Raw genomic sequence first — 20,674 nt, 5'->3', positions numbered from 1 at the left:
GGAGGGTAGCGAAATGGCAGTGCCCGGGCACCGGCTCGACCGGATGTTCAATCCGAAGGTCGTCGCGGTCATCGGCGACAAAGGCCCCGGCTACATGTGGCTGCACAACAACCTGCCGATCACGGAGCGGGGCGGCCGGCTCTATTCGGTGCAGCTCGACGAGAAAGAGATTCCCGGCATCGAGGCGCTCGGGGTGCAGAACTTCAAGTCGGTGCTCGACGTGCCGGAGCCGATCGATTACGCGCTGGTGGCGGTGCCTCGGCAGGTCTCGCCCTACGTGCTGAAGGACCTCATCGCGGCGGGGGCGGGCGGCGCCGGCTTCTTCACCTCCGGCTTCGCGGAGACGGGCGAGGAGCTGGGCATCCGGCTGCAGGCGCAGCTGACGGAGATGGCCCGGGAGGCGAACTTCAACCTCGTCGGGCCGAACTGCATGGGGCTCTACCTGCCGAAGGCCGGCGTGCGGTTCAACGCCGATGCCCCGGTCACCGACGACGGCGAAATCGGCTTCCTGAGCCAGTCCGGCACGCACGGCATCATGTTCAGCCTCGTTGCGGCCGCGAACGGCATGTACATCAGCAAGTGCGCCTCGATCGGCAACGCCATCGTGCTCGACGTCTCGGACTACCTCGAGTACCTGATGCTCGACGACGAGACGAAGGTCATCGGCATGTACGTGGAGGGGGTCAAGGACGGGCGCCGGTTCTTCGCGACGCTGAAGGAGGCCTGCCGGCGGAAGCCGGTCGTCGTCTGGAAGGGCGGTCAGACGGAAGCCGGCGCGCGGGCGACGATGTCGCACACGGGCTCACTGGCCGCGCCGCAGGCGGTGTGGGACGGGATGATGCGGCAGTGCGGCGCCATCACGACGAACAACCTCGATGAGACGATCGACGCGATGAAGATGCTGCTCCGGGCGAAGACGCCGCGGGGCGACGGGATGGCGCTGCTCGCGCAGACCGGCGGGCAGTCGGTTTCGATCACGGATGCGTTCGCGAAGGCGGGGCTGCGGGTGCCGCGCTTCACGGATGGGACGTACGCGGCGCTCGGGGAGTTCTTCAACATCGTCGGCGGCAGCTACCAGAACCCGCTCGATATGGCGGGAACGATCCAGGGCAACATGGAAACGCTCGACCGCATCCTGCGGATCGTCGACGCGGACCCGAACGTGGACGGGATGGCGATGGAGCTCTCGGCGATGTTCGCCGCGCGGCAGTGGAAGGCGAAGCCCGAGACGCTGGACGCGACGATTGCGACGCTGGCGAACCACATCGCGCGGTCGGAGAAGCCGCTCGTGGTGATCCTCCACCCGGCGCACGAGGCGGAGTACGTGGCGAGCCTCCAGCCGAAGTTCAACGCGGCCGGCGTGCCGGTCTTCGCGAGCTTCGAGCGGGCTGCGGCGGCCTACCGCCGGGCGCTGGAGTTCGCGCGGGGGCAGGCGGGCTAGCCTTCGGCCGCGCCGCCCAGGTTGGAGAGGCTCCGCTCGGCTTCGTCGACGCTTTCGAGCTTGACGATGCCGCGCTTCAGCGCGTAGCGGATGAGGTCGGTCCGGGAGCGGGCCTTGAGCTTCTCCATGATGTGGGCCTTGTGGGCCTCGACCGTCTTCACGCTGACGACGAGCTCATCGGCGATCTGCTGGTTCGTGCGGCCCTCGGCGATGAGCTGGAGGACTTCGCGCTCGCGGGGCGTGAGGTTGTCGAGCGAGGTCTTCTGCTCGGGCCGGCGCGCCTGGAGCTGGAGCTCGGCGATATCGAACCCTTCGGACAGCGCCGCGGAGTAGTACTGGTTGCCGCGGTGGACCGTCTGGATGGCGAGGATGAGTTCGGAGACGTCGGAGTTCTTGACGAGGTAGCCGGAGGCGCCGGCGCGGATGGCGCCGGTGATCTGCTCCTCATCGACGAAGCCGGAGAGGATGACGACCTTCGTGGTCGCGGAGGCGCGCTTGATCTGACGGGTCGCCTCGATGCCGTTCAGGCCGGGCATGACGACATCCATGAGGACGACGTCGGGGCGGAGGCGTTCGACGGCGAGGAGCGCCTCGCGGCCGTTTTCGCAGTCGGCGACGACTTCGATTTCGGGGCGGGATTCGAGCAGCATCCGGAGGCCCTGGCGGATCACGGCGTGGTCATCGGCGACGAGCACGCGGATCGGCCGCGAACCGCTGGCGGGGCTCCCCCTCCCGAGCGAGCGGTTATTGCTCATGCAAGTTTCTCCTGCGGGGCGGAACCTACACCCCGCTGTACGGCGCAGTCTACTCCTCCCGGGGCGGCTGCCAAGTGAATTTTTATGGTGAGCGGGGCCGCGCCGGACAGGCAGCGCAGCGGTCGAACCGGCGGTCCGGCGGGTGCGGCGTGCAGCCGAACAGCTCCAGCAGCCGGTAGAGGGTCCAGAGCGGGAGGCCCATGACGCCGCAGTAGCAGCCCTCCAGCCGCTCCACCGGCCGGACGTCCTCGTGCTGGATGGCGTAGCCGCCGGCTTTGTCGAGCGTCCGGCCGGAGGCGGCATACGCTTCGAGGACCGGGTCGGGCAGGTCGGCCATCAGGACAGTCGAGATTTCGTGGTCGATGGCTGCGCCCTCCGGCGCGATGACGGCGACGGCGGTGACGACCTGGTGGGGCCGGCCGCGGAGTTCGCGCAGCATGGCGGCGGCCTCAGCCGCATCGGCCGGCTTGGCGTAGAGGCGGAGACCGCGGAACACGACGGTATCGCAGCCGATGACGAGCGCTCCCGGCGAGCGGCGCGCCACCGCTTCGGCCTTGGCGTAGGCGAGCTGGCGGGCGCAGTCGACGGCGTCGCCTTCGAGGTCTTCGGCGATGTCGGCGGCGTCGATGGCGAAATCGTCGAGGAGCGCGGCCAGCAGCTCGCGGCGGCGGGGCGAGGCGGACGCGAGGACGACGGGCCGGCTCACGGCTGGGGCCACTCCAGCCGGCTGACGCATTCGATGTGGCCCGTGTGCGGGAACATGTCGAGCGGCGTCACGTCCGTGAGCCGGTAGCCGCCGTCGATGAGGACGCGGAGGTCGCGCGCGAGCGTGGCGGGGTTGCAGGAGACGTACACCACGACGCGGGGCCGGAATTCGGTGATGGCGGCGAGCACGGGCGGCGCGCAGCCCGGCCGCGGCGGGTCGAGGACGATGGCGTCGGGGTAGTCCTCGAACGTCGGGAGCACCTCTTCGACCTTGCCGATGCGGATGCGGGCGTTCGGGACCGGCTTCAGGTTCACCTTCGCGTCGCGCGCGGCGCTGTTCGATTCTTCGATGGCGACGACGGATTCGAAGCGGTCGGCGAAGATGCGCGCGAACGTGCCGACCCCGGCGAAGGCATCGACCAGGAGGCGGCCGCGCGCCGGCAGGGCTTCGCCGACGAGCCGGACCATCTCCTCGGCCTGGGCGGTGTTCACCTGGAAGAACGCCGAGGCGCTGACGACGAAATCGTGGCCCGCGAGCCGTTCGAGGTAGCTCGTTTGCCCGGTCGGGATCTCGGCCCCGGGAACGGCCGGGTTGATGAGGAACGAACCGGTGGCCGCGGAGTGGCGCACCTGCACCTGGTGGAGGCCGGCGCCGTGGCCCTGGAGCTTCGGCAGGACCTCGTTCACCCAGGGGTCGGCGATGGGGCAGTGCTCGACTTTCAGGAGGCCGTGGCCGCGGCGGGAGATGAAGCCGACATCGCCGAACTTGCGGCCCGTGGAGAAGCGGATGTGGTTCCGGTAGCCCCACGGGTCGCGGGCGCCGACCATCGGCCGGACGAAGCGGTCATCGAGGCCGCCGATGCGGCGGAGCTGCTCGCGCACGACCGCCTCCTTCGCACGGAGCTGCGCGGGGTAGGCCATGTGCTGGAGCTGGCAGCCGCCGCATTCGCCGAAGAGCGTGCAGCGCGGTTCGACGCGGTCCGGCGAGGGCTCGAGCACGCGCGTGACGACGGCCTCGAGGTAGTCCGGGTATTCCCGTTCGACGGCGGCTTCGACGAGCTCGCCGGGGGCCGCGAAGCTGACGAAGACGACCCGGCCGTCGGGCGCGTGCGCAAGCGCGGCCCCGCCGAAGACGAGGCTTTCCGCCCGGAGCACGAGGGTGACGGGTTCGGCGGGGGTCTTCCAGGTGCGGCCGCGGCGGGGCATGTTCCCAGCGTAGGGGCGGGCACGGTCACGCGCGAGGGAGCGCCCGGCCGGGTGGCGGCTTGCGGCCTGCGGGCGTATGCTATGCGCAGCGTGGGCGGTTAGCTCAGATGGTTAGAGCGCTGCGTTGACATCGCAGAGGTCACTGGTTCGAATCCAGTATCGCCCACCAGCCCACGCACACCGCCACGCCGGCTCCCTTCGGGCCGGCGTTTTTCGTTGCGATGTTGGCGGTGATGCGGGCGGAGCGGACAGGGCCTGAAACGGCGGGCCGGGGTAGACTCTGGCCATGCGCCGCGTGTTCCTTCTCCTGGTATTCGTGCTGCTGCCGGCCGCTGCGGCCGCTCCCTGGGCGGGCCCCGGGACCCGCGCCTCGGCCGAGGGCGGTCCCGTGACCATGGTCATCGAGCCGCAGCTCGACGGCAGCCAGTTCGTCTACGTCGTCTTCCATGCGCTCGACCGGGACGGCTTCTGCCAGCCGCCGGCTGGGGCCGTGAGCCTCCACCCCGTCATCGATATGCCGGTCGACTTCATCATCGAAGCGGGCGAGGGGATCATCATCGAGACGAGCTCCGGCGGCCTGGCGCCAGGCCGGCAGGCGCTCGGCGTGCGGACGTTCTCGACGGCAGTCAACGCGACGGCCGGCAGTCCGGTGCGGAGCTTCCCGCCGCTGCGCGACGGCGTGACGGACGAGTGCCAGGCGTGGGTGCGGATTTCGCAGAGCATCCCCGGGCCGCTGCGGGTGCTCGTGCTGGCACCGGGCGACGGCGGAGGGCAGGTCGGCTGGGTGGCCGAAGCGGGCCGGGACACGTCGGTCACCGTCCCGCTGCAGTTCCGCTGGACGCTGGTGACGTGGAGCGGGCCCTCGACGCCCGCCGCGCAGGCGCTGCAGGGCGTGCAGGGCGCGCAGGTGACCGCCATCTACGGCTGGGATGCGGCCGCGCAGACGTGGCTCGCCTACTTCCCCGGCGGGGCCGGGGTCCCGGGCGCGAACACGCTGGCGACGCTGGAGCCCGGCCGGGCGTACTGGGTGGCGATCGCGGGGCCGGCGGGCGGCTCCTGGCGGATGCCGGCCGCGCCCTGAGGCTGGCGCATTCCGTGTGGTAGGCTGAGCTGCCGCACGTTCGCGGCGCGGAGGCTGCCATGCCGGGATGGGGTGTCATTCCCTCGCTGAGGTTCGCCGACCTCGAAGGGGCCGTTCGGTTCTATGTCGATGTCCTCGGGTTCGCGGTGCGCCGCGGCGAACCGGCCGAGGGGAACGTCTCGGTGACCTTCGGCGATGCGAACCTCATGCTGGAATCGGCCGCGGAGTTCTACAGCGACGGCTACAACCGGGCGATCCGGGAGCGGCTGGGGACGGCCGGGCCCGCGGCCTACTACATCGAGGCGGAGAACCTCGCGGCGCTGTGGGAGCGCGTGCAGGCCGCGGGGGTGCGGGTGGTCGACCCCATCGCGCCGCGGCCGTGGGGACAGAGCGAGTTCACGGTCGAAGACCCGGCGGGGAACTGGCTGACCTTCTGGCAGTCGCAGCCGGCGGGCTAGTCGAGCGCCTCGGGCAGCGAGAGCTGGGCGAAGGCGAATTCCGCTTCCTGCCGCGCGGCGCGGGCCACGGAGCGGGCGAAGGCGGCGATGCGCTCGCGGTCGGAGAGCGCGGGGTCGCCGGCGCGGAGCAGCGCCCACGCCTCGAGGAGGACGCCGCGCAGGGCAGCATCGACGGCGCGGCCGGCAGGCAGCAGAGAGGGGTCGAGGCCGCCCGGGCCGGGCTGGAGCTCGCGGGCGAGGGTATCGAGCCGGAATTCGATGGCGAGCGCGCAGTCGCGGAGGGCGGCGCGGACGGCGCGGGAGTCGCGGACCGTTTCGAGCTGGCGGACCGCCCCGAGGAGCGAATCGACGATGCGCGGGGCGGAGCTTTCGATTGCTGCCATGGCGGCACCTCCGGACGGGGTGCCCTGATGCTAGCGAATCGCCGGGCGCGCAGGGGCACCCTGCGGCGTTCCCGGGGCAAAACGTAACAGGATTGGAACAGAAGCCCGGGCGAGAGCGCGAACGGACCCGGCGGTTGCCGGGCCCGTCGGTCGAGGCTGCGGAGAGCGGCGCGGCGCTACTCGAGCAGGCCGCGCTCGGTGAGGAGGCGCTTCATCGTGGCGCCGATGTCGGCCGGGGAGTCGGACACGACGGCACCGGCGGCGCGGAGGGCGGCCTTCTTGTTCTCGGCCTTGCCGTCTTCGCCGGAGATGATGGCGCCGGCGTGGCCCATGCGGCGGCCGGGCGGCGCGGTGGCGCCGGCGATGAAGGCGACGACGGGCTTCTTCACGTGCTCCTTGATGTAGGCGGCTGCCTCCTGCTCGGCCGAACCGCCGATTTCGCCGACGAGGACGATGGCGTCGGTATCCGGGTCTTCGTTGAGCATGCGGACGGCTTCGACCTGCCGGGTGCCGATGATCGGGTCGCCGCCGACGCCGATGCAGGTGCTCTGGCCGATGCCTTCGGCGGTGAGCTGGGCGACGACTTCGTAGACGAGCGTGCCGGAGCGGCTGACGACGCCGACGCGGCCGGGCATGAAGACGTCGCCGGGCATGATGCCGACGCGGGTTTTCGTGCCGGGGGTGATGACGCCGGGGCAGTTCGGCCCGATCAGGATGCTGCCGGTGGACTGGAGGGCCGCCTTGACGCGGACCATGTCGAGGACCGGGATGCCCTCGGTGATGCAGACGATGAGCGGGATTTTCGCCGCGGCTGCCTCGAGGATGGCATCGGCGGCGCCGGGCGCGGGCACGAAGATGATGCTGACGTTGGCGCCGGTTTCGCGGACCGCCTGGTCGACGGTGGTGAAGATCGGCACGCCGTCCTGCTGCTCGCCGCCGCGCTTGGGGTGGATGGCGGCGACGACGTTCGTGCCGTAGGCGATGGAGCGGCGCATGTGGTTCGCGCCTTCGGTGCCGATGCCCTGCACCAGGAGGCGGGTGTTCTGATCGACGAGCACAGCCATGTGGCGAATTCCCGGGTGACGCGATTTCCGATTTCCGCCCGGGCGGGGCCGCCCCGGCCGGGGTGGGTTCGGATGCCCGGGTGGGAAGGATACCGGCTCGGCCGGCTAGGAGCGATCGCCCGCGGCGCGCGCGCGGGCAGGGGCGGGCTCGAGCGGGCGCTGGGCCTCCATGAGGCGGAGGAGCTTCTTCCATTCGGGGCCGGCCAGCTGGCGGTAGACCTGCGGGAACTTCGCCCGGAGCTCCTCGGCGTGGGCGCGGTAGCGCTCGGCGAGCATCCCCATGGCCATCAGCGTCGCCGGCTCGAGACGGCGGCCGGAGCTGGCGGCCAGCTCTTCGAGCATGTCGATGGCGACGTAGGCGTCCTGGTGGAGCCCCAGCAGGTCCTGGAGCGCCGTCACGCGGGCGCTGAATTCGAGCGCCGGCTTGCCGTAGATGCCGTTGCCGACGAACTCGAGCGCGTAGCGGAGCTTCTTCGCTTCGATGCGGAGGAGGTGGTAGGCCTCGGGCGGCGACGACTTTTTGATGCGGTCGCCGAGCTTGCGCACCTTCCGGTAGCGGCGCTCGACGAGGTCGGGCGCGACGGCGAGGACGGGCGTGCGGCCGGGGGCGAAGGAGCGGGGCGGGCCGGAGCGGAGGGCTGTCGCGAAGCGGGCGCAGAGCCGCTCGTAGCGGCGGGAATCGAGGACCTGCAGCATGCGGCGGCGGGCGGCCTCGCGGCGCTTGCGGAGCAAGCGTTCGATGCCGTCGAGGAGGTGGGCGCGCTCGGGCGGGAATTCGGCCCGCCACTCGTCCATCCGTTCGAGCTGGACATCGAGGTCGCGGACTTCGCCGAGCGCGCGGGCAACGAGCCCGAACTCGTCGCGAAAGGCGAGCATGCGCGGGGTGAGGAAGGGGCGGAAGGTCGCCATCGCAGCGCGCAGCCGGCGGGTCGCGACGCGCATGTCGTGGAGGGCTTCGATGTCCTCGCCGAGGCGGGTGCCGGGCTCGTTCAGGAGGAAGACGCGGAACTGCTTCCGGAGCACGGCGTAGGCGACCTGCCCGGCGGTCATCGCAGGGTCGACGGCCTCCGGGCCGAAGGAGGGCGGCTCCGGCGGGCGGCGGCCGGTGGCGATGAGCGCGGCTTCGAACTTGGAGGTGCCGGCCGGGCCGAGGCTGCAGGCATCGGCGAGGGCATCGACGAACGGCCGGGCGCGGTCGAGCGCAGCGGCATCGACTTCGACTTCGACGCGGGCGAGGCGGACGGGTTCGTCGCCGGCGACGGGGATGGCGGTATCGTCGAGGGCGATTTCGCCGAGCGGGCCCTCGCCGTCGGCGAGGCGGAAGCGCTGGCGGGTGGTGAGGAGGCGGAAGAGGGGTTCGAGCGGCTCGCGGCCGCAGAGGGCGCGGAGGGCGGCGCCCGCTTCGCCGGGGGCGGCGCGGGGGTCAGCCTCCGGGCCGGGCAGCGGGGCCGTGATCTCGCGGCGGCTGCGGATGCCTTCCTGCGGCTCGGCCATGGATTTCAGCGTCAGCTCCGCGCCGTCGGCCTTCGCCCGGACGCGGCAGGTGTAGCCGGCGCGGTGGATGCGCCAGTCCGGCGTATCGAGGTAGGTGTCATCGAGGGACTGGGTTGCGAGCGGCTCGACCGCGTAGCCGGGCGGCGCGCTGGACTGCAGCCAGCGGCCGACGGGCCGCGTGTCGAGCGCGGCGAACTGCCATTCGACTTCGAGGGCCGGGGACGTCACCGGCTCATCATACCCGCGCGGAGGCTGAGGCGCGTGACATCAGCCGTTCAGGCGCGGCGGATGGTGAGGCCGCCGTCGACCGGGAGGGCAACGCCGGTGACGAAGGAGGCGGCCGGCATCGCCAGCGACAGCGTGAGGTGGGCGACTTCCTCCGGCAGGCCGTAGCGGCGCAGCGCCGTCCGCTGGCGGGCGTATTTCTGTTTCGCCTCCTCGGGGATCGCTTCCGTCATGCCGGTGCGGATAGGGCCGGGGCAGATGCAGTTGACGGTGATGCCCTCCCGGCCGAATTCGAGCGCGAGGGAGCGGGTGAGGCCGACGACGCCGTGCTTCGCCGCGGTGTAGGCGCTGTGCCCCGGCGTGGCGCCGAGGCCTTCCGTCGAGGCGATGTTGATGATGCGCGGGCTCTCGGACTTGCGGAGGTGGGGGAGGGCGGCGCGGATGGTGTAGGTGAGCGCGGTGAGGTCGACGGCGAGGGTGCGAGCCCACGTCTCGTCGTAGGTCTCGGCTTCGAGGGGGAGCGCTGCCGAGATACCGGCGTTGTTCACGAGGATGTCGAGGCCGCCGAACTCCGCCGCGACCTCCTCGATGAGGCGGTTGACCGCGGCGCGGTCGGCGACGTCGCAGGCCCATGCGCGGGCGGTGCCGCCGGCGGCGCGGATCTCGGCCGCCACGGCTTCGACGGGGCCGGCGTTGACGTCGACGGCGGCGACCTTGGCGCCTTCGTCGGCGAAGAGGATGGCGGTGGCGCGGCCCATGCCGCTGCCCGCGCCGGTGACGAGCGCGACCTTGCCTGCGACGGAGCGGCTGAGCTGGCTGAGACGGGGCATCGGGGACTCCTCATGGGGGCGGCTGGTGTGCCGAGAGGTCTACCGCGCCGGGCCGGGCGATGCAAGCCGCGGTTGCGCGGCCGGGCGGGCGCCAGCATGCTACCGGCACAGAACTCGCCCCTGCAGGAGACGTTTCCCCCATGGTGATGGCACTCGACGGCATCAAGGTGCTCGACCTCTCCCGGCTGGCGCCGGGCCCCCACTGCTCGATGCTGCTGGCCGATTTCGGCGCGGACGTGACGCTCGTCGAAGCCGTGCCCGGCGCATCGGCGAAGCTCGGCTCGACCGGGCTCCGGCGGAGCGAAGCCGCAGAGCGCGCGGCCGCCTACAACGCGCTCGGCCGCGGCAAGAAGTCGATCGCGCTGAACCTGAAGGAGGAGGAGGCGCGGAAGATCTTCTACCGGATGGTGGAAGGCGCCGACGTCGTCATCGAAGGCTTCCGGCCGGGCGTCGTGAAGCGGCTCGGCGTGGATTACGACACGCTCGCGCAGATCAATCCGCGGATCATCTGCTGCTCGATTTCGGGCTTCGGCCAGACCGGGCCATACGCGAACCTCGTCGGCCACGACATCAACTACATCGCCATCGGCGGGGCGCTGGGTGTGACAGGGCGGCCCGGGCAGCCGCCGGCCATCCCGGTGAACCTGCTGGCGGACTTCGCCGGCGGCGGGCTGACTGCCGCCTTCGCCATCTGCCTCGCCATCATCGCCCGGGAGAAGACGGGCCGCGGCCAGAACATCGACGTCGGCATGAGCGACGGCGTGCTCTCGCTGATGACGAGCGCGTTCAGCCAGTACTTCTCGACGGGCCAGCCGATCCGGCCGGGCGAGTACCTGCTCAACGGCGCGGCGCCGTTCTACAACACCTACAAATGCAGCGACGGCCGGTGGTTCTCCATCGGGAGCATCGAACCGCACTTCTGGGCGAACCTCTGCCGGGTGCTCGGCACCGAAGACCTCCTCCCGCACCAGTTCGACCAGGCCCGGTGGCCGGAGATGATCGAACGGTTCGCCGGGATCTTCGCAACGAAGACGGCGGACGAGTGGATGGCCATCATGTCGCAGGACGACATCTGCGCCGCGCCGGTGCTCGAGATGGAGAACGTGGTGACGAACGAGCACAACCTCGCACGCGGGATGGTCGTGGAGCTCGATTCGCCGGTCGGGAAGGTGAAGCAGATCGGCGTGGCGCCGAAGCTGAGCGACACGCCGGGCCAGCCGCGGACGACGGCGCCGCTCATCGGCCAGCACACGGACGAAATCCTCGGCGGGCTGGGCTACACGGCGGACCAGATCGCCGACCTGCGCAGCCGCGGCGTCGTGGGCTGACGCGGTTCCGCGCCCGGGACACCTGCAGCAAGGGGGTGCGCCGCGCGGCGCACCCCCTGTTTGATTCGAGGACCAGCCGGAACGCTAGCAGCAGCGGGCCTCAACGCCCGCCGGCTTCCGCGCGGTGACGGCCGCGGAGGCGAGGCCGCGCCCGCCGGGATACTCCGAGGCGTCGGACCGGACGTCGACGAAGCCGGCGGCGCGGATATGGTCCAGGTACTCCGACTCGAGGAGGGCGCCGGCGATGCAGCCGGCCCACTTCTCCATGTCGCCGCGGACGTCGTCCGGGACGGGGCGCGTCCAGACGATGTCGGAGACCTGCAGGCGGCCGCCGGGCTTCAGGACGCGGAAGGCTTCGCGGAAGACCTGCGCCTTGTCGGGCGAGAGGTTGATGACGCAGTTCGAGATGATGACGTCGACCGAGGCGTCGGCGACGGGCAGGTGCTCGATTTCGCCGAGTCGGAATTCGACGTTCGGTGCGCCGACCTTCTCGGCGTTCTTGCGGGCGAGGCGGATCATCTCCGGGGTCATGTCGACGCCGATGACGCGGCCGGAGGGGCCGACCATCTTCGCGGCGAGGAAGCAGTCGATGCCGCCGCCGGAACCGAGGTCGAGCACGACCTGCCCGGGCTCGAGGGCGGCGATGGCGGTCGGGTTGCCGCAGCCGAAGGCGACGTCCGTCACCGTCGTCGGCAGGTCGGCGATATCGGCATCGCGGTAGAGCTCGGCGATGCGGGTGATGACGACCTCGTCGGCTGCGGGTTCGCTGCCGCAGCAGGAATCGGCGGCGGGAGCGGCGGGTTCGCAGCAGCTCGCGCTGGCGGCGAGGGGCAGGAGTTCGACGGTCTCGGCGCGTTCGAGGACGGGCCGGACCCGGCTGGCGTAGGCACGGGCAACTTCGTCGCGGATGGCGTCGGGGTTCGGTTCGGGCATCGGAGGGCCTCCTCGGGGGTGTGTGACATCGTAATTTTTCGATGCCTCACGCGTCAACGGGAATTTTCGATGCCGGCAGCCGCGCTGCGAAGGCGCCGAGCCGGCGCCAGTCCTCGACCTGCTGCGGGAGCGGGCGGCGGATGGCAGCGCGCGGAGAGGGATGGTAGAGCGGCATGAGCCAGCGGCCGCCCCACGGCACGGGCCGGCCGGCATCGCGGGCGAGGACGAGACCGTGGGGCTCGATAGCCGCCAGCGCGGCGAGCGCCACCGCCCCGAGCGGGACGACGAGGCGCGGCCGGGCGAGCTCGACGACGGCCCTCAGGTAGCCGGCGCAGGCGCGGACCTCGGCCGGCCGCGGGCGTCGGTTCCGGCCGCGTTCATCGAGCGGGAGGCAGAGGACGGCGTTGGTGACGGCGGCGTCAGCCCGCGAGAGCCCGGCTTCGGCGAGGAGCCGTTCGAAGCGGGCCCCGGCCGCATCGCCGCAGAACGGGACGCCGGTGCGGGCCGCGCCGAGCCGGCCCGGCGCTTCGCCGACGAACAGGAGCGAACGCGGCCCGGGCGGAAGGTCGAGCACGGCAGAGCCGGGCACCATCCCCGGGCAGGCGCGGCAGGCCGCGGCGGAGCGCTGGAGGCCGGCGGCGGTGTGGCACCGTTCGCCGGCGCCGGCGTAGGATGCGCGCATCTCGACGGAGGGTACAGGAGTGGAGCCACGCATCGTTGCGACCGGGCTGGAGTTCCCGGAAGGGCCGGTCGCACTGGCCAACGGCGACGTCATCGTGACGGAGATTGCGGCAGGGCGGCTGAGCCGCGTCAAGCCCGACGGGACGGTCGAGGTGCTGGCCGTGACGGGCGGCGGGCCGAACGGCGCTGCGCTCGGGCCGGATGGAGCGCTCTACGTGACGCAGAACGGCGGGTTCCAGTGGCACCGCCGGCCGCTGCCGGACGGCACGATGGGGCTCTTCCCCGGCGAGCAGCCGGAGGACTACACCGGCGGCGCCATCCAGCGTGTCACGCTCGCCGGCGAGGTGAGCACGCTCTACACCGAATGCAACGGGATCCCGCTGAAGGGACCGAACGACCTCGTCTTCGACCGCGAGGGGAACTTCTACTTCACCGACCTCGGCAAGAACCGGCCGCGGGAGAAGGACCGCACCGGCGTCTACTACGCCTGGCCGGACGGGAAGTTCATCCGTGAGATCATCTTCCCGATGGAAGGGCCGAACGGCATCGGCCTGAGCCCGGACGAGAAGACGCTCTACGTGGCCGAGACGCCGACCGGCCGGGTGTGGGCGTACGACATCCAGGCGCCGGGGCAGGTCGCGAACGGCCGGGTCATCGGCACGGTGCCGGGCGCGCCGCCCTTCGGGTATTCGTTCTGCGATTCGATGTGCGTCGATGCCGAGGGGAACGTGATCGTCGCGACGATCCTGAACGGCGGGCTGACGATGTTCGCGCCGGACGGGTCGAAGATGCAGCACTTCCCCTGCCCGGACCTGCTGACGACGAACGCCTGCTTCGCGCCGAACCTGACGTCGCTGTACGTGACGCTGAGCGGGACCGGCCGGCTGGGGGTGTTCGACCAGTGGCCGACGAAGGGGCTGAAGCTGAACTTCGCGGCCTGACGGGAGCCGGCCCGCGAATTTTTCGCGCAGGCGACGTAAGAGCCTCGCCGGGGGATGGCCGGTGGGGGAGAATGGAGTCCCCGCCGGAGGTAGCCATGCCCCAGGTCACCCTGCTCTCTCACACTCCCGACCCTATCCGCTCCCTTTACATGGCGTACCGGGTCTGCTACTCCAGCCTGACTCCCCAGCAGGTCGCCGAGCGCATCGAAGCCGAGCGCATCAGCCGGGAGACGATGGAGGCCTTCGTCGCCGAGCGGCTGAAGACGGGCCACACGTCGCCGCTTGAGCAGGTCGTGTTCGAATTCGCCATCTCCGGCGTCAGCCGCGCATTCAGCCACCAGTTCGTCAGGCACCGGGTCGGAATCAGTTTCGAGCAGCAGTCCCAGCGGTACGTCACCTACCGGGACGGCAGCTATCCCTACGTCACGCCGGAGAGCATCCGCAAGGCGGGGCTCGAAGCCGACTACGAGCGGCACCTTGCCGAGGCCGGGGCGCTCTACGCCCGGATGGTCGAAGCAGGGGTTCCCGCCGAAGACGCCCGCTTCCTCCTGCCGAACGCTGCCGCCACCAACTTCAAGGTGACCGTCAATCTCCAGTCGCTGCTCCACATCTGCGACCTTCGCCTGTGCACCCGTGCCCAGTGGGAGTTTCGCAAAGTCGCCGCCCTCATGCGGGCCGAAGTCCTGAAGGTCGAGCCGATGCTGGGCCGGATGCTCCAGCCCAAATGCGGCGAGCTGCGGATGGGCTACTGCGACGAAGAGCGCAAGGCGTGGGAAGCGTGCCCCATCGGCAGAGTCAGGCCACACAAAGACGTCCTGTTTGCCATCTACGACCAGTACCGGAAGGGCGAGCTGCAGCCGCTCCGCCCCGAAGACTACGCCACCATCGAGGAGGCCGGGGAGGAGCTGGAAGCGGCCGGGGAGCCCGCGCCCGGGGCCGGCGTCCCGGCCAGCTGACGGCGGATGGTCCGGGGGCGGCTGTTCGGCCGGTGGGGGCCGGCGGTGCTCGGGGCGCTCGGGCTGCTGTCGGCCGGGGCGGGGCTCGCCCTCGGCCGGGAGGGGCTGGTGGTCATCGGCGCAGCGGCGGCTGCCGGGGCCGCGCTCGCCGCGCTCCCGCTGCGGCACGGCGGCGGCGGCGATGACGAACCTCCGGGCGCGGGCTGACGGCGCCACCGCTCGGCCACGCCGTTGTCACGACACCGGCCGGCGATTCGGAAGCCGCAGTGCTCCACGCCGGGGCCGGGCGCGCCGAACCTGAATACGGGAGGACGCTCCCCGGGGGTTCCGCGTGGCAGCACTCGTGGCAGTGCCCGACCTCGGGCGGGGGATGGTCGGCGGACTGGTGGCCGAGTGGTATCGGCCGGACGGCGCGGAGGTCGAGCCGGGCGAAGCGATCTGCCGGCTCGAATGCGACTTCATCGCGGTGGACATCGAAGCCGAACGGGGCGGCATCCTGCGGCACCGGAAGCCGGCGGGCAGCATCGAGCGGAAAGGCGCGGTGCTCGGCGTCATCGTCGCGCGGGGCGAACCGCTGCCCGCCGAGGAGGAGCTGCGCGCTTTCGAGCCCACTGCGGCCGCGGCCGACGGCGCCGCGGAGCGCCGCGTGCAGGCTGGCGGCGACGCTGCCCCCGGAGGGGATGGCAGCGCGCCTCCGGCAGCCGAACCGGTCCCGACCGTGCGGCATGAACCGGACGCGCCGGCGTCCGACGGCACCGTGGTGCCGTTCCCGCGGCGGCCGGAGGCCGCCGAGCGCGCGGAGCCCTTGCCCGAGCCGGGCGGCGCCATCCCCGGGCTGCCGCTCTGGGAGGAGGAGGACCAGCGCGCCGCCGCTGATGCCGATGCGGAGGCCCCCGGTCCCTCCGACGTCCGGCCTGGCGCCGAGCAGCCGGCGCGGTTCGCGCGCATCGCGCGGGAGGCCGCCGCGCAGGCCGAGGTGCTGAGCGCCCACGTCTGCGTCTCGTGGACCCGCGCGGCGGAAGCCGTCGAGGCGCTGGCCGACGAATGGCACCCGTTCGGACCGCGGCCGCGCATCGAAGACCTCGCCCTGCGGGCCATCGCGCGGGCGCTGGCCGAGGCGGGCGTCGAGCCCGGCCCCGCGGGCATGGTCATCGTCGAGCCGGAATCGGACCGGTCGTTCGCGGTGGAGACGCCGCTCGACGAGGAGTTCCGGCGGATGGTCCAGGCGCGCGCGGACGGGCAGGCGCCGTTCGAGCGCGCGGACTGGGTGGTGGTGTCGCTGCTGCCGCTGGGGGTCGAGCGGCTCGAACCGCGGCTTGCCGGCGGGCGGCTGGCGTTCGGGCTCGGCGCCGGGCGCGACGGCAGCGGGACGATCACGATGCGCTACGACAGCACGATGTTCGGGGAAGGAGACGCCGGCCGTGTCCTTGCTCGGGTACGCTCACTGGTGGAAAACCCGTACCGGCTGTGGGGGTGACCGCGCGATGACGACTGGACCGGCCGAAACCGGGCGCTCGGTGGCCGTCTACCACCTGGGGACGACGAGCTACGGCGAGGTCCACCGCCTCCAGCAGCGGCTGCAGGCGGCGCGCCGGGCCGGTTCGGGCGTCGATACGCTGCTGCTGACCGAGCACCGGCCGGTCTTCACGCTCGGGCGGAGCCACCCGGCGCCGAACCTGCGCGTCCCCGAGGAGACGGTCCGGCAGTACGGCATCGACATCGTGCCGACCGAGCGGGGCGGCGATATCACCTACCACGGCCCGGGGCAGCTCGTCGCCTACGGCATCATCGCGCTCCGGGGCTGGAACCTGGGCGTCACGGAGTACGTTGCGGGGCTGGAGGAGACGGTCATCGGCGTGCTGGCCGACTGGGGCCTCCGCGGCGAGCGCTCCGACCGGGGCCGCGGCGTTTGGGTCGAGGGCAGGAAGATCGCGTCGCTGGGGCTGAACGTGCGCGGCTGGGTGACGATGCACGGCATCGCGCTGAACGTGGACCCGGACCTCGGCCACTTCGAGCTGATCAACCCGTGCGGGATGAGCGACGTGGAGATGACGACCATGGCTGCGGAGGTCGGGCGGCAGGTGGCGATGGACGAGGTCCTCGAGGCGTTCGTGTTCCACTTCGGCCGGGTGTTCGAGTGCCGGGCGAAGCTGCAGCCGATCCCGGGCCGGGAGAAGGCGCGGCCTGCGCGCTAGCAGGCCGCTGTAAGCGGGAAGGCCTCCGTTGTGTCTGCTCCTTGCGCGGGGGTTTTCCCCGATTCTCCACCGACGGCGGGGAACCCGGGCGGCGCCCCGCGCGTTTCACTGTGCAGGAGGCCGGACATGGAACGGACGCTGAACGCGCTGGCGCTCTTCGCGACCCTCTACGCGGCGGTCGTGCTCATGCGGCTGGCCGGCTGAGCGGCATCAGCCGGCGTAGGACGCCACCGCTTCGTCGCTGAACTCGGCATTCGAATAGACGCGCTGGACGTCCTCGAGGTCTTCGAGCGCTTCGATGAGGCGGAGCACCTGGTGCGCGGTCTTCTCATCGAGTTCGATGGTGGCCTTCGGAATCATCGCGAAGTCGGCGTTCTCGACCTGGAGGCCGGCGGTCTCGAGGTTCTTGCGGACCGCTTCGAGGCTGGCCGGGTCGGTGCGCACTTCGATGACGTCGCCCTGCACGTCGACATCTTCCGCGCCGGCGTCGATGGCCTGGAGGGCGACCTCGTCCGGGTCGCGGCCTTCGAGGGGGATGGTGATGATGCCGCGGGGCTCGAACTGCCAGGCGACGGAGCCGGTCTCGCCGAGATTGCCGCCGGCACGGCTGAACTGGTGGCGGACTTCGGAGACGGTGCGGTTGCGGTTGTCGGTGAGGGCGGAGACGAGGATGGCGATGCCGCCGGGCCCGTAGCCCTCGTAGGTGATTTCGTCGAGCTGGTCTTCCTGGGCGCCGCCGGTCGCCTTGGCGATGGCGCGCTCGATGTTGTCGTTGGGCATGTTGGCGGCACGGGCGCGCTGGATGGCGAGGCGCAGCTTGAAGTTGCCGGCAGGGTCCGGGCCGCCCTGCTTCGCGGCCTGCATGATTTCACGGGTGAGCTTGGTGAAGAGGGCGCCCCGCTTCTGGTCATTGGCGCCCTTCTGGCGCTTGATCTGCGCCCACTTCGAATGGCCTGCCATCGGTCGTGCTCCGGTGGTGGGGTGACGTGGTGTGCCTCCGAGTGTACCGAGGGCGGCCCGTTGGGGTGAAATGCCGGCGGCGACCTGCCGGGTCAGATGGAGCGGATGCCGTCGACCGCGAAGGCCGCTGCCGCGACGACCGCGAGCGCGGCGGAGAACCGCCCGAGCGCGTCGAGCAGCTCGCGCGGGCGGCGCGGGGAGGCGCAAAGGGCGAGCCCGGCGGCGACCGCTGCCAGCGCGGTGATGACCGCCAGGGCCGCCGATTCGCGGACGCTCACGGCGATGACCGCAGCGAGGCCCGCCGGTGCGACGAGGAGCGGCAGCGCGAGCGGGACCAGCCCCTCGAGCGGCGAGCGCCAGGCCGGCCGGTACGCCGGCGCGCCAAAGACGAGGATGGCGGCCCCCGAGGCCGCGAGGATGACGCCCGCGGCCACGAGGAAGGATTCGGGCTCGAGCGAAAGCGCATCGAGGATGCCGCCGGCGAACGACCCGGCGAGGACGTACACGGCGCCGGTCGCCGCGGCGGCGATGAGCACCGCCGGGAGGGGCGGCCGGGGCGCGCCGGCGAGGCTGGCGGCAGCAGCGAAGGGGTTGACGGCGGCGGCGATGGCGAGCGCGGCGAGCCAGGCGTTCATGGCTGGTCCTTTCCGGAGAGGATGAGCGAGGCGAGGAGGAGCGCGGAGAGCGCGTGCTGCTGGTCGTCCATGCGGGTCAGCCCGCCGGAGAACCAGGCGCCGGCGGCGCGCCCCGGGTTTGGCGCAGCGGCAACCCCGGCAGGCGAAACCTGCCGCTCGGCGAGCATGCCGGCGACGCAGGCGAGCCGCTCCTCGATGGCGGGGCGGAGGTGGGCGAGGCGAGGGTCGGCGAGCGCGGCCCGGTGGAGGCCGGCGAGGCCTTCGCCCCAGGTCGCGAGGCCGGCGGCCCGCGCCTGCGGACCCCGGAGGAGGCGGGAGAGGTCCGAACCGGTGCGGGCTGATTCGGCCCGGGTGAGCAGGCCGAAGCGGGCAGCCAGCGCTTCGAGGTAGCGAACCTCGCTGTCCGTGAGCGGGCCCCAGGCGGCCATTTCGCCGAAGCCGTAAGCGGCCCACTGGTCGGCCCACGGCGGGAAGGCGAGCCCTTCGACGCGGTCGCGGTCCTCGGCGAGGTAGCGGGCGGTGCGCCGGGCGGCAGCGTCCCAGCCTTCACCGGGGAAGAAGCGGTGCAGGAGCGTAAGCGCCCAGAAGGCTTCGCCGGTGGCGTACTTCGAACGCTCCGAGGGGTCGGGCCGGAGCGCGGAGGTGTCCCAGCGGTTGAGGAAGGCGCCGTCGGACAGCTGGAGCGCGAGCATGCCGCGGCCGAGCTCGCGCATGAGGTCGTCGTAGGCCGGGTCGCCGGTGGCGATGCGGCGGTGGAGGAGCCCGGCCAGCATGAGCGCCGTGGCGCCGAGGCGGACGCTGCCGTCGGCCGGGTCCCGGAGCGCGGCCCAGTCGTCATGGCGGTAGAGGTTCCGCTCCATCCAGCGGAGGCCGCTGTCGGCCGCGGGGAGGTAGGCGGTCTCGCCGGCGGCGGCGAACTGGTAGAGCGACATCGTGACGCCCGCATGGCGGACGACGTTGTAGCCGGGCAGGTCGCGGTCTGCCTCGATGTCGTATTCGTACACATAGGAGCCGTCGGGATACTGGTTGGCGTCGATCCAGGCGGCCGCGAGGCGGGCGGATTCGAGCGCGTCGGCAGGTGTAACAGCGGGGCAGTGCTGGGGTGCGGCGAGCGTGGCGCGGAGGATGACGAAGCCGACGAGCCAGGCCGAAAAGGTGACGAGGAGGGGCCGCTTCATCGCGGCGGAGCATACCGGTTCGGGCCGGCCGTCACACTACCGGCTGGCGGCGGCTTCGGCAGCGCGGCAGAGGCGGTCCATGACGGGAAAGAGTTCGGCGCCGCGGGCGGAGAGGGTGTAGATCGACACGGGCGGGTAGCTGTGTTCGACGGTGCGGTCGAGGAGACCGGCCGCCTGGAGGTCTTTGAGGGCGAGCGCGAGAGCGCGCGGGGTGATGCCCGGGAGTTCGTCCTGGATGCGGGAGTAGCGGCTGGCGCCGCGGCCGACCGCGGTGAGGACGAGCATCGGCCATTTCTTGAGAGCGAGGGGCACGATGTCCATCGCGCGGACGGCGTCCACGGCGTCGAGGCAGGCGGAGCCGACGGCCGCGCCGGCCGGTGTGAGGGCGCAGACCGCGCCGCGCGGCGCCGGCGTGCGGACGATGACGCCGGCGCGTTCTAGCCGCCGGAGGGTATCGGCGAGGGTGTCGCGGGCGGCGTCGAAGGCGCGCTGGAGGTCGGCCGCGCGCTGGGGCCCGTCGCGATAGAGGCGGGCGACGGTCGGGACCGACCAGCGGTAGTGGAACATCTGGATGGCGGGGAGGAGGGAAGCCAACGATCACCCTGCGCGGAGGCTGTCGTATCCCGATTTCTACACCTGCTATACTCTTGCTGCAAGGCTGCTGGCGGCGCGGTGCAGTGCTTGCCAATGCGGCGGTGCGGACGCATACTTAGACCTTGATCCGCTGCGGCGGATCGTTTTTGTGTTGGAATCCGCTGGGGTTCCCGGGAGGCAGTGCCCGGGTGGCGCAACGGCAGCGCATCCGATTTGTAATCGGACGGTTAGGGGTTCGAATCCCCTCTCGGGCTCCAACACGACAACCCGGCCGCGCAAGCGGGCGGGACGGCACGGAGAGATGGCCGAGTGGTTAATGGCAGCAGACTGTAAATCTGCCGCGCTTCGCGCTTCGTAGGTTCGAATCCTACTCTCTCCACCACCCAGACCCAAACCCGGCGGCCCGGCCGCCGGAGCCGGCCCTCATAGCTCAGCAGGCAGAGCGCGTTCTTGGTAAGAACGAGGTCTCCGGTTCGAACCCGGATGAGGGCTCCAGTGTGGATTCCCGGCGGCGGGGCCGCCGTTCCAAACCAGGCCCGGAGGGCAGAAGGAACCCATGGCGAAGGCGAAGTTTGAGAGGACGAAACCGCACGTCAACGTTGGGACGATTGGGCACGTGGACCACGGGAAG

Annotated in this window: 22 protein-coding genes and 4 tRNA genes; 13 read left to right on the top strand and 13 right to left on the bottom strand. The window is 71.6% G+C overall.

Features of this window, described 5'->3' with window-relative positions; genetic code table 11:
• Positions 1-13: 13 nt before the first annotated feature.
• Entirely contained in the window at positions 14-1,441 is a 1,428-nt protein-coding gene (locus N2041_RS09860) for a CoA-binding protein (RefSeq protein WP_297678279.1), read from the top strand.
• Here N2041_RS09860 and N2041_RS09855 read toward each other — a convergent pair.
• The 3 genes from N2041_RS09855 to N2041_RS09845 form a co-directional block, all read right to left on the bottom strand.
• Positions 1,438-2,196 (bottom strand): response regulator transcription factor, encoded by a 759-nt coding sequence (locus tag N2041_RS09855; protein WP_297678277.1) that lies wholly within the window; start codon positions 2,194-2,196, stop codon positions 1,438-1,440. The two genes, N2041_RS09860 and N2041_RS09855, sit on opposite strands and share 4 nt — an antisense overlap.
• 82 nt (positions 2,197-2,278) lie before the next feature.
• On the bottom strand, positions 2,279-2,902 hold the full coding sequence (locus N2041_RS09850) for a nucleoside triphosphate pyrophosphatase (RefSeq protein WP_297678275.1): 624 nt from the start codon (positions 2,900-2,902) through the stop codon (positions 2,279-2,281).
• Entirely contained in the window at positions 2,899-4,107 is a 1,209-nt protein-coding gene (locus N2041_RS09845; RefSeq protein WP_297678273.1) for a class I SAM-dependent RNA methyltransferase, read from the bottom strand. The genes N2041_RS09850 and N2041_RS09845 overlap by 4 nt, the downstream gene beginning before the upstream one ends.
• A 92-nt stretch (positions 4,108-4,199) precedes the next feature.
• Between N2041_RS09845 and N2041_RS09840 the strand changes: the two genes are divergently transcribed.
• The 3 genes from N2041_RS09840 (at position 4,200) to N2041_RS09830 (ending at position 5,646) form a co-directional block, all read left to right on the top strand.
• Positions 4,200-4,276, top strand: a tRNA-Val gene (locus N2041_RS09840).
• A gap of 117 nt (positions 4,277-4,393) precedes the next feature.
• Complete coding sequence (locus tag N2041_RS09835) at positions 4,394-5,188, top strand: hypothetical protein (RefSeq protein WP_297678271.1); 795 nt, start codon at positions 4,394-4,396, stop codon at positions 5,186-5,188.
• A 59-nt stretch (positions 5,189-5,247) separates the two neighbouring features.
• Positions 5,248-5,646, top strand: coding sequence for a VOC family protein (locus N2041_RS09830; protein WP_297678269.1), 399 nt, complete (start codon positions 5,248-5,250; stop codon positions 5,644-5,646).
• On the opposite strand, the gene N2041_RS09825 is transcribed toward N2041_RS09830, so the two are convergent.
• The 4 genes from N2041_RS09825 to N2041_RS09810 form a co-directional block, all read right to left on the bottom strand.
• On the bottom strand, positions 5,643-6,029 hold the full coding sequence (locus N2041_RS09825; protein WP_297678267.1) for a hypothetical protein: 387 nt from the start codon (positions 6,027-6,029) through the stop codon (positions 5,643-5,645). The two genes, N2041_RS09830 and N2041_RS09825, sit on opposite strands and share 4 nt — an antisense overlap.
• 176 nt (positions 6,030-6,205) lie before the next feature.
• Positions 6,206-7,093, bottom strand: a complete 888-nt coding sequence (sucD, locus tag N2041_RS09820; RefSeq protein WP_297678265.1) for a succinate--CoA ligase subunit alpha — start codon at positions 7,091-7,093, stop codon at positions 6,206-6,208.
• Between the two features lie 105 nt (positions 7,094-7,198).
• Complete coding sequence (locus N2041_RS09815) at positions 7,199-8,815, bottom strand: CHAD domain-containing protein (RefSeq protein ID WP_297678263.1); 1,617 nt, start codon at positions 8,813-8,815, stop codon at positions 7,199-7,201.
• A gap of 47 nt (positions 8,816-8,862) precedes the next feature.
• Positions 8,863-9,642 (bottom strand): SDR family NAD(P)-dependent oxidoreductase, encoded by a 780-nt coding sequence (locus tag N2041_RS09810; protein WP_297678261.1) that lies wholly within the window; start codon positions 9,640-9,642, stop codon positions 8,863-8,865.
• Between the two features lie 140 nt (positions 9,643-9,782).
• Here N2041_RS09810 and N2041_RS09805 point away from each other — a divergent pair, with 140 nt between their 5' ends.
• The gene (locus N2041_RS09805) at positions 9,783-10,970 is read left to right on the top strand and encodes a CaiB/BaiF CoA-transferase family protein (protein WP_297678259.1); all 1,188 of its coding nucleotides are present in this window, start codon (positions 9,783-9,785) and stop codon (positions 10,968-10,970) included.
• A gap of 84 nt (positions 10,971-11,054) precedes the next feature.
• Here the strand turns inward: N2041_RS09805 and arsM are convergent, their stop codons facing one another.
• Together arsM and N2041_RS09795 are read right to left on the bottom strand one after the other, a co-directional pair.
• Positions 11,055-11,903, bottom strand: a complete 849-nt coding sequence (gene arsM, locus N2041_RS09800; protein ID WP_297678257.1) for an arsenite methyltransferase — start codon at positions 11,901-11,903, stop codon at positions 11,055-11,057.
• A 46-nt stretch (positions 11,904-11,949) separates the two neighbouring features.
• Positions 11,950-12,585: a uracil-DNA glycosylase family protein gene (locus N2041_RS09795; RefSeq protein ID WP_297678255.1), complete on the bottom strand. Its 636-nt coding sequence runs from the start codon at positions 12,583-12,585 to the stop codon at positions 11,950-11,952.
• Positions 12,586-12,604: 19 nt separating this feature from the next.
• On the opposite strand from N2041_RS09795, the gene N2041_RS09790 reads away from it, so the two are divergent.
• The 5 genes from N2041_RS09790 to lipB all read left to right on the top strand — a co-directional run bounded on the left by N2041_RS09790 (position 12,605) and on the right by lipB (position 16,676).
• The gene (locus N2041_RS09790) at positions 12,605-13,525 is read left to right on the top strand and encodes an SMP-30/gluconolactonase/LRE family protein (protein WP_297678254.1); all 921 of its coding nucleotides are present in this window, start codon (positions 12,605-12,607) and stop codon (positions 13,523-13,525) included.
• 95 nt (positions 13,526-13,620) lie between these two features.
• The gene (gene thyX, locus N2041_RS09785; RefSeq protein WP_297678252.1) at positions 13,621-14,481 is read left to right on the top strand and encodes an FAD-dependent thymidylate synthase; all 861 of its coding nucleotides are present in this window, start codon (positions 13,621-13,623) and stop codon (positions 14,479-14,481) included.
• A gap of 45 nt (positions 14,482-14,526) precedes the next feature.
• Entirely contained in the window at positions 14,527-14,688 is a 162-nt protein-coding gene (locus N2041_RS09780) for a hypothetical protein (protein WP_297678250.1), read from the top strand.
• Between the two features lie 124 nt (positions 14,689-14,812).
• On the top strand, positions 14,813-15,958 hold the full coding sequence (locus N2041_RS09775; RefSeq protein ID WP_297678248.1) for a biotin/lipoyl-containing protein: 1,146 nt from the start codon (positions 14,813-14,815) through the stop codon (positions 15,956-15,958).
• Between the two features lie 7 nt (positions 15,959-15,965).
• A complete protein-coding gene (gene lipB / locus N2041_RS09770; RefSeq protein WP_297678246.1) occupies positions 15,966-16,676 on the top strand; it encodes a lipoyl(octanoyl) transferase LipB in 711 nt (236 codons plus the stop codon).
• A gap of 210 nt (positions 16,677-16,886) precedes the next feature.
• On the opposite strand, the gene N2041_RS09765 is transcribed toward lipB, so the two are convergent.
• The 4 genes from N2041_RS09765 to N2041_RS09750 form a co-directional block, all read right to left on the bottom strand.
• On the bottom strand, positions 16,887-17,636 hold the full coding sequence (locus tag N2041_RS09765; RefSeq protein ID WP_297678244.1) for a YebC/PmpR family DNA-binding transcriptional regulator: 750 nt from the start codon (positions 17,634-17,636) through the stop codon (positions 16,887-16,889).
• A 92-nt stretch (positions 17,637-17,728) separates the two neighbouring features.
• A complete protein-coding gene (locus tag N2041_RS09760; protein WP_297678242.1) occupies positions 17,729-18,271 on the bottom strand; it encodes a hypothetical protein in 543 nt (180 codons plus the stop codon).
• A complete protein-coding gene (locus N2041_RS09755) occupies positions 18,268-19,449 on the bottom strand; it encodes a hypothetical protein (RefSeq protein ID WP_297678240.1) in 1,182 nt (393 codons plus the stop codon). The genes N2041_RS09760 and N2041_RS09755 overlap by 4 nt, the downstream gene beginning before the upstream one ends.
• A 36-nt stretch (positions 19,450-19,485) precedes the next feature.
• A complete protein-coding gene (locus N2041_RS09750; RefSeq protein ID WP_297678238.1) occupies positions 19,486-20,043 on the bottom strand; it encodes a helix-turn-helix domain-containing protein in 558 nt (185 codons plus the stop codon).
• A 182-nt stretch (positions 20,044-20,225) separates the two neighbouring features.
• Between N2041_RS09750 and N2041_RS09745 the strand changes: the two genes are divergently transcribed.
• From N2041_RS09745 to N2041_RS09735, 3 genes are all read left to right on the top strand, one after another.
• Positions 20,226-20,300: transfer RNA gene (locus N2041_RS09745), tRNA-Thr, on the top strand.
• 38 nt (positions 20,301-20,338) lie between these two features.
• A tRNA-Tyr gene (locus N2041_RS09740) sits at positions 20,339-20,425 on the top strand.
• A gap of 37 nt (positions 20,426-20,462) precedes the next feature.
• Positions 20,463-20,538, top strand: a tRNA-Thr gene (locus N2041_RS09735).
• Positions 20,539-20,674 lie beyond the last annotated feature (136 nt).

Origin of the sequence: Tepidiforma sp. (assembly GCF_026419595.1) — a bacterium.
GTDB lineage: Bacteria > Chloroflexota > Dehalococcoidia > Tepidiformales > Tepidiformaceae > Tepidiforma.
This window is presented reverse-complemented; position numbering and strand designations above follow the sequence as displayed.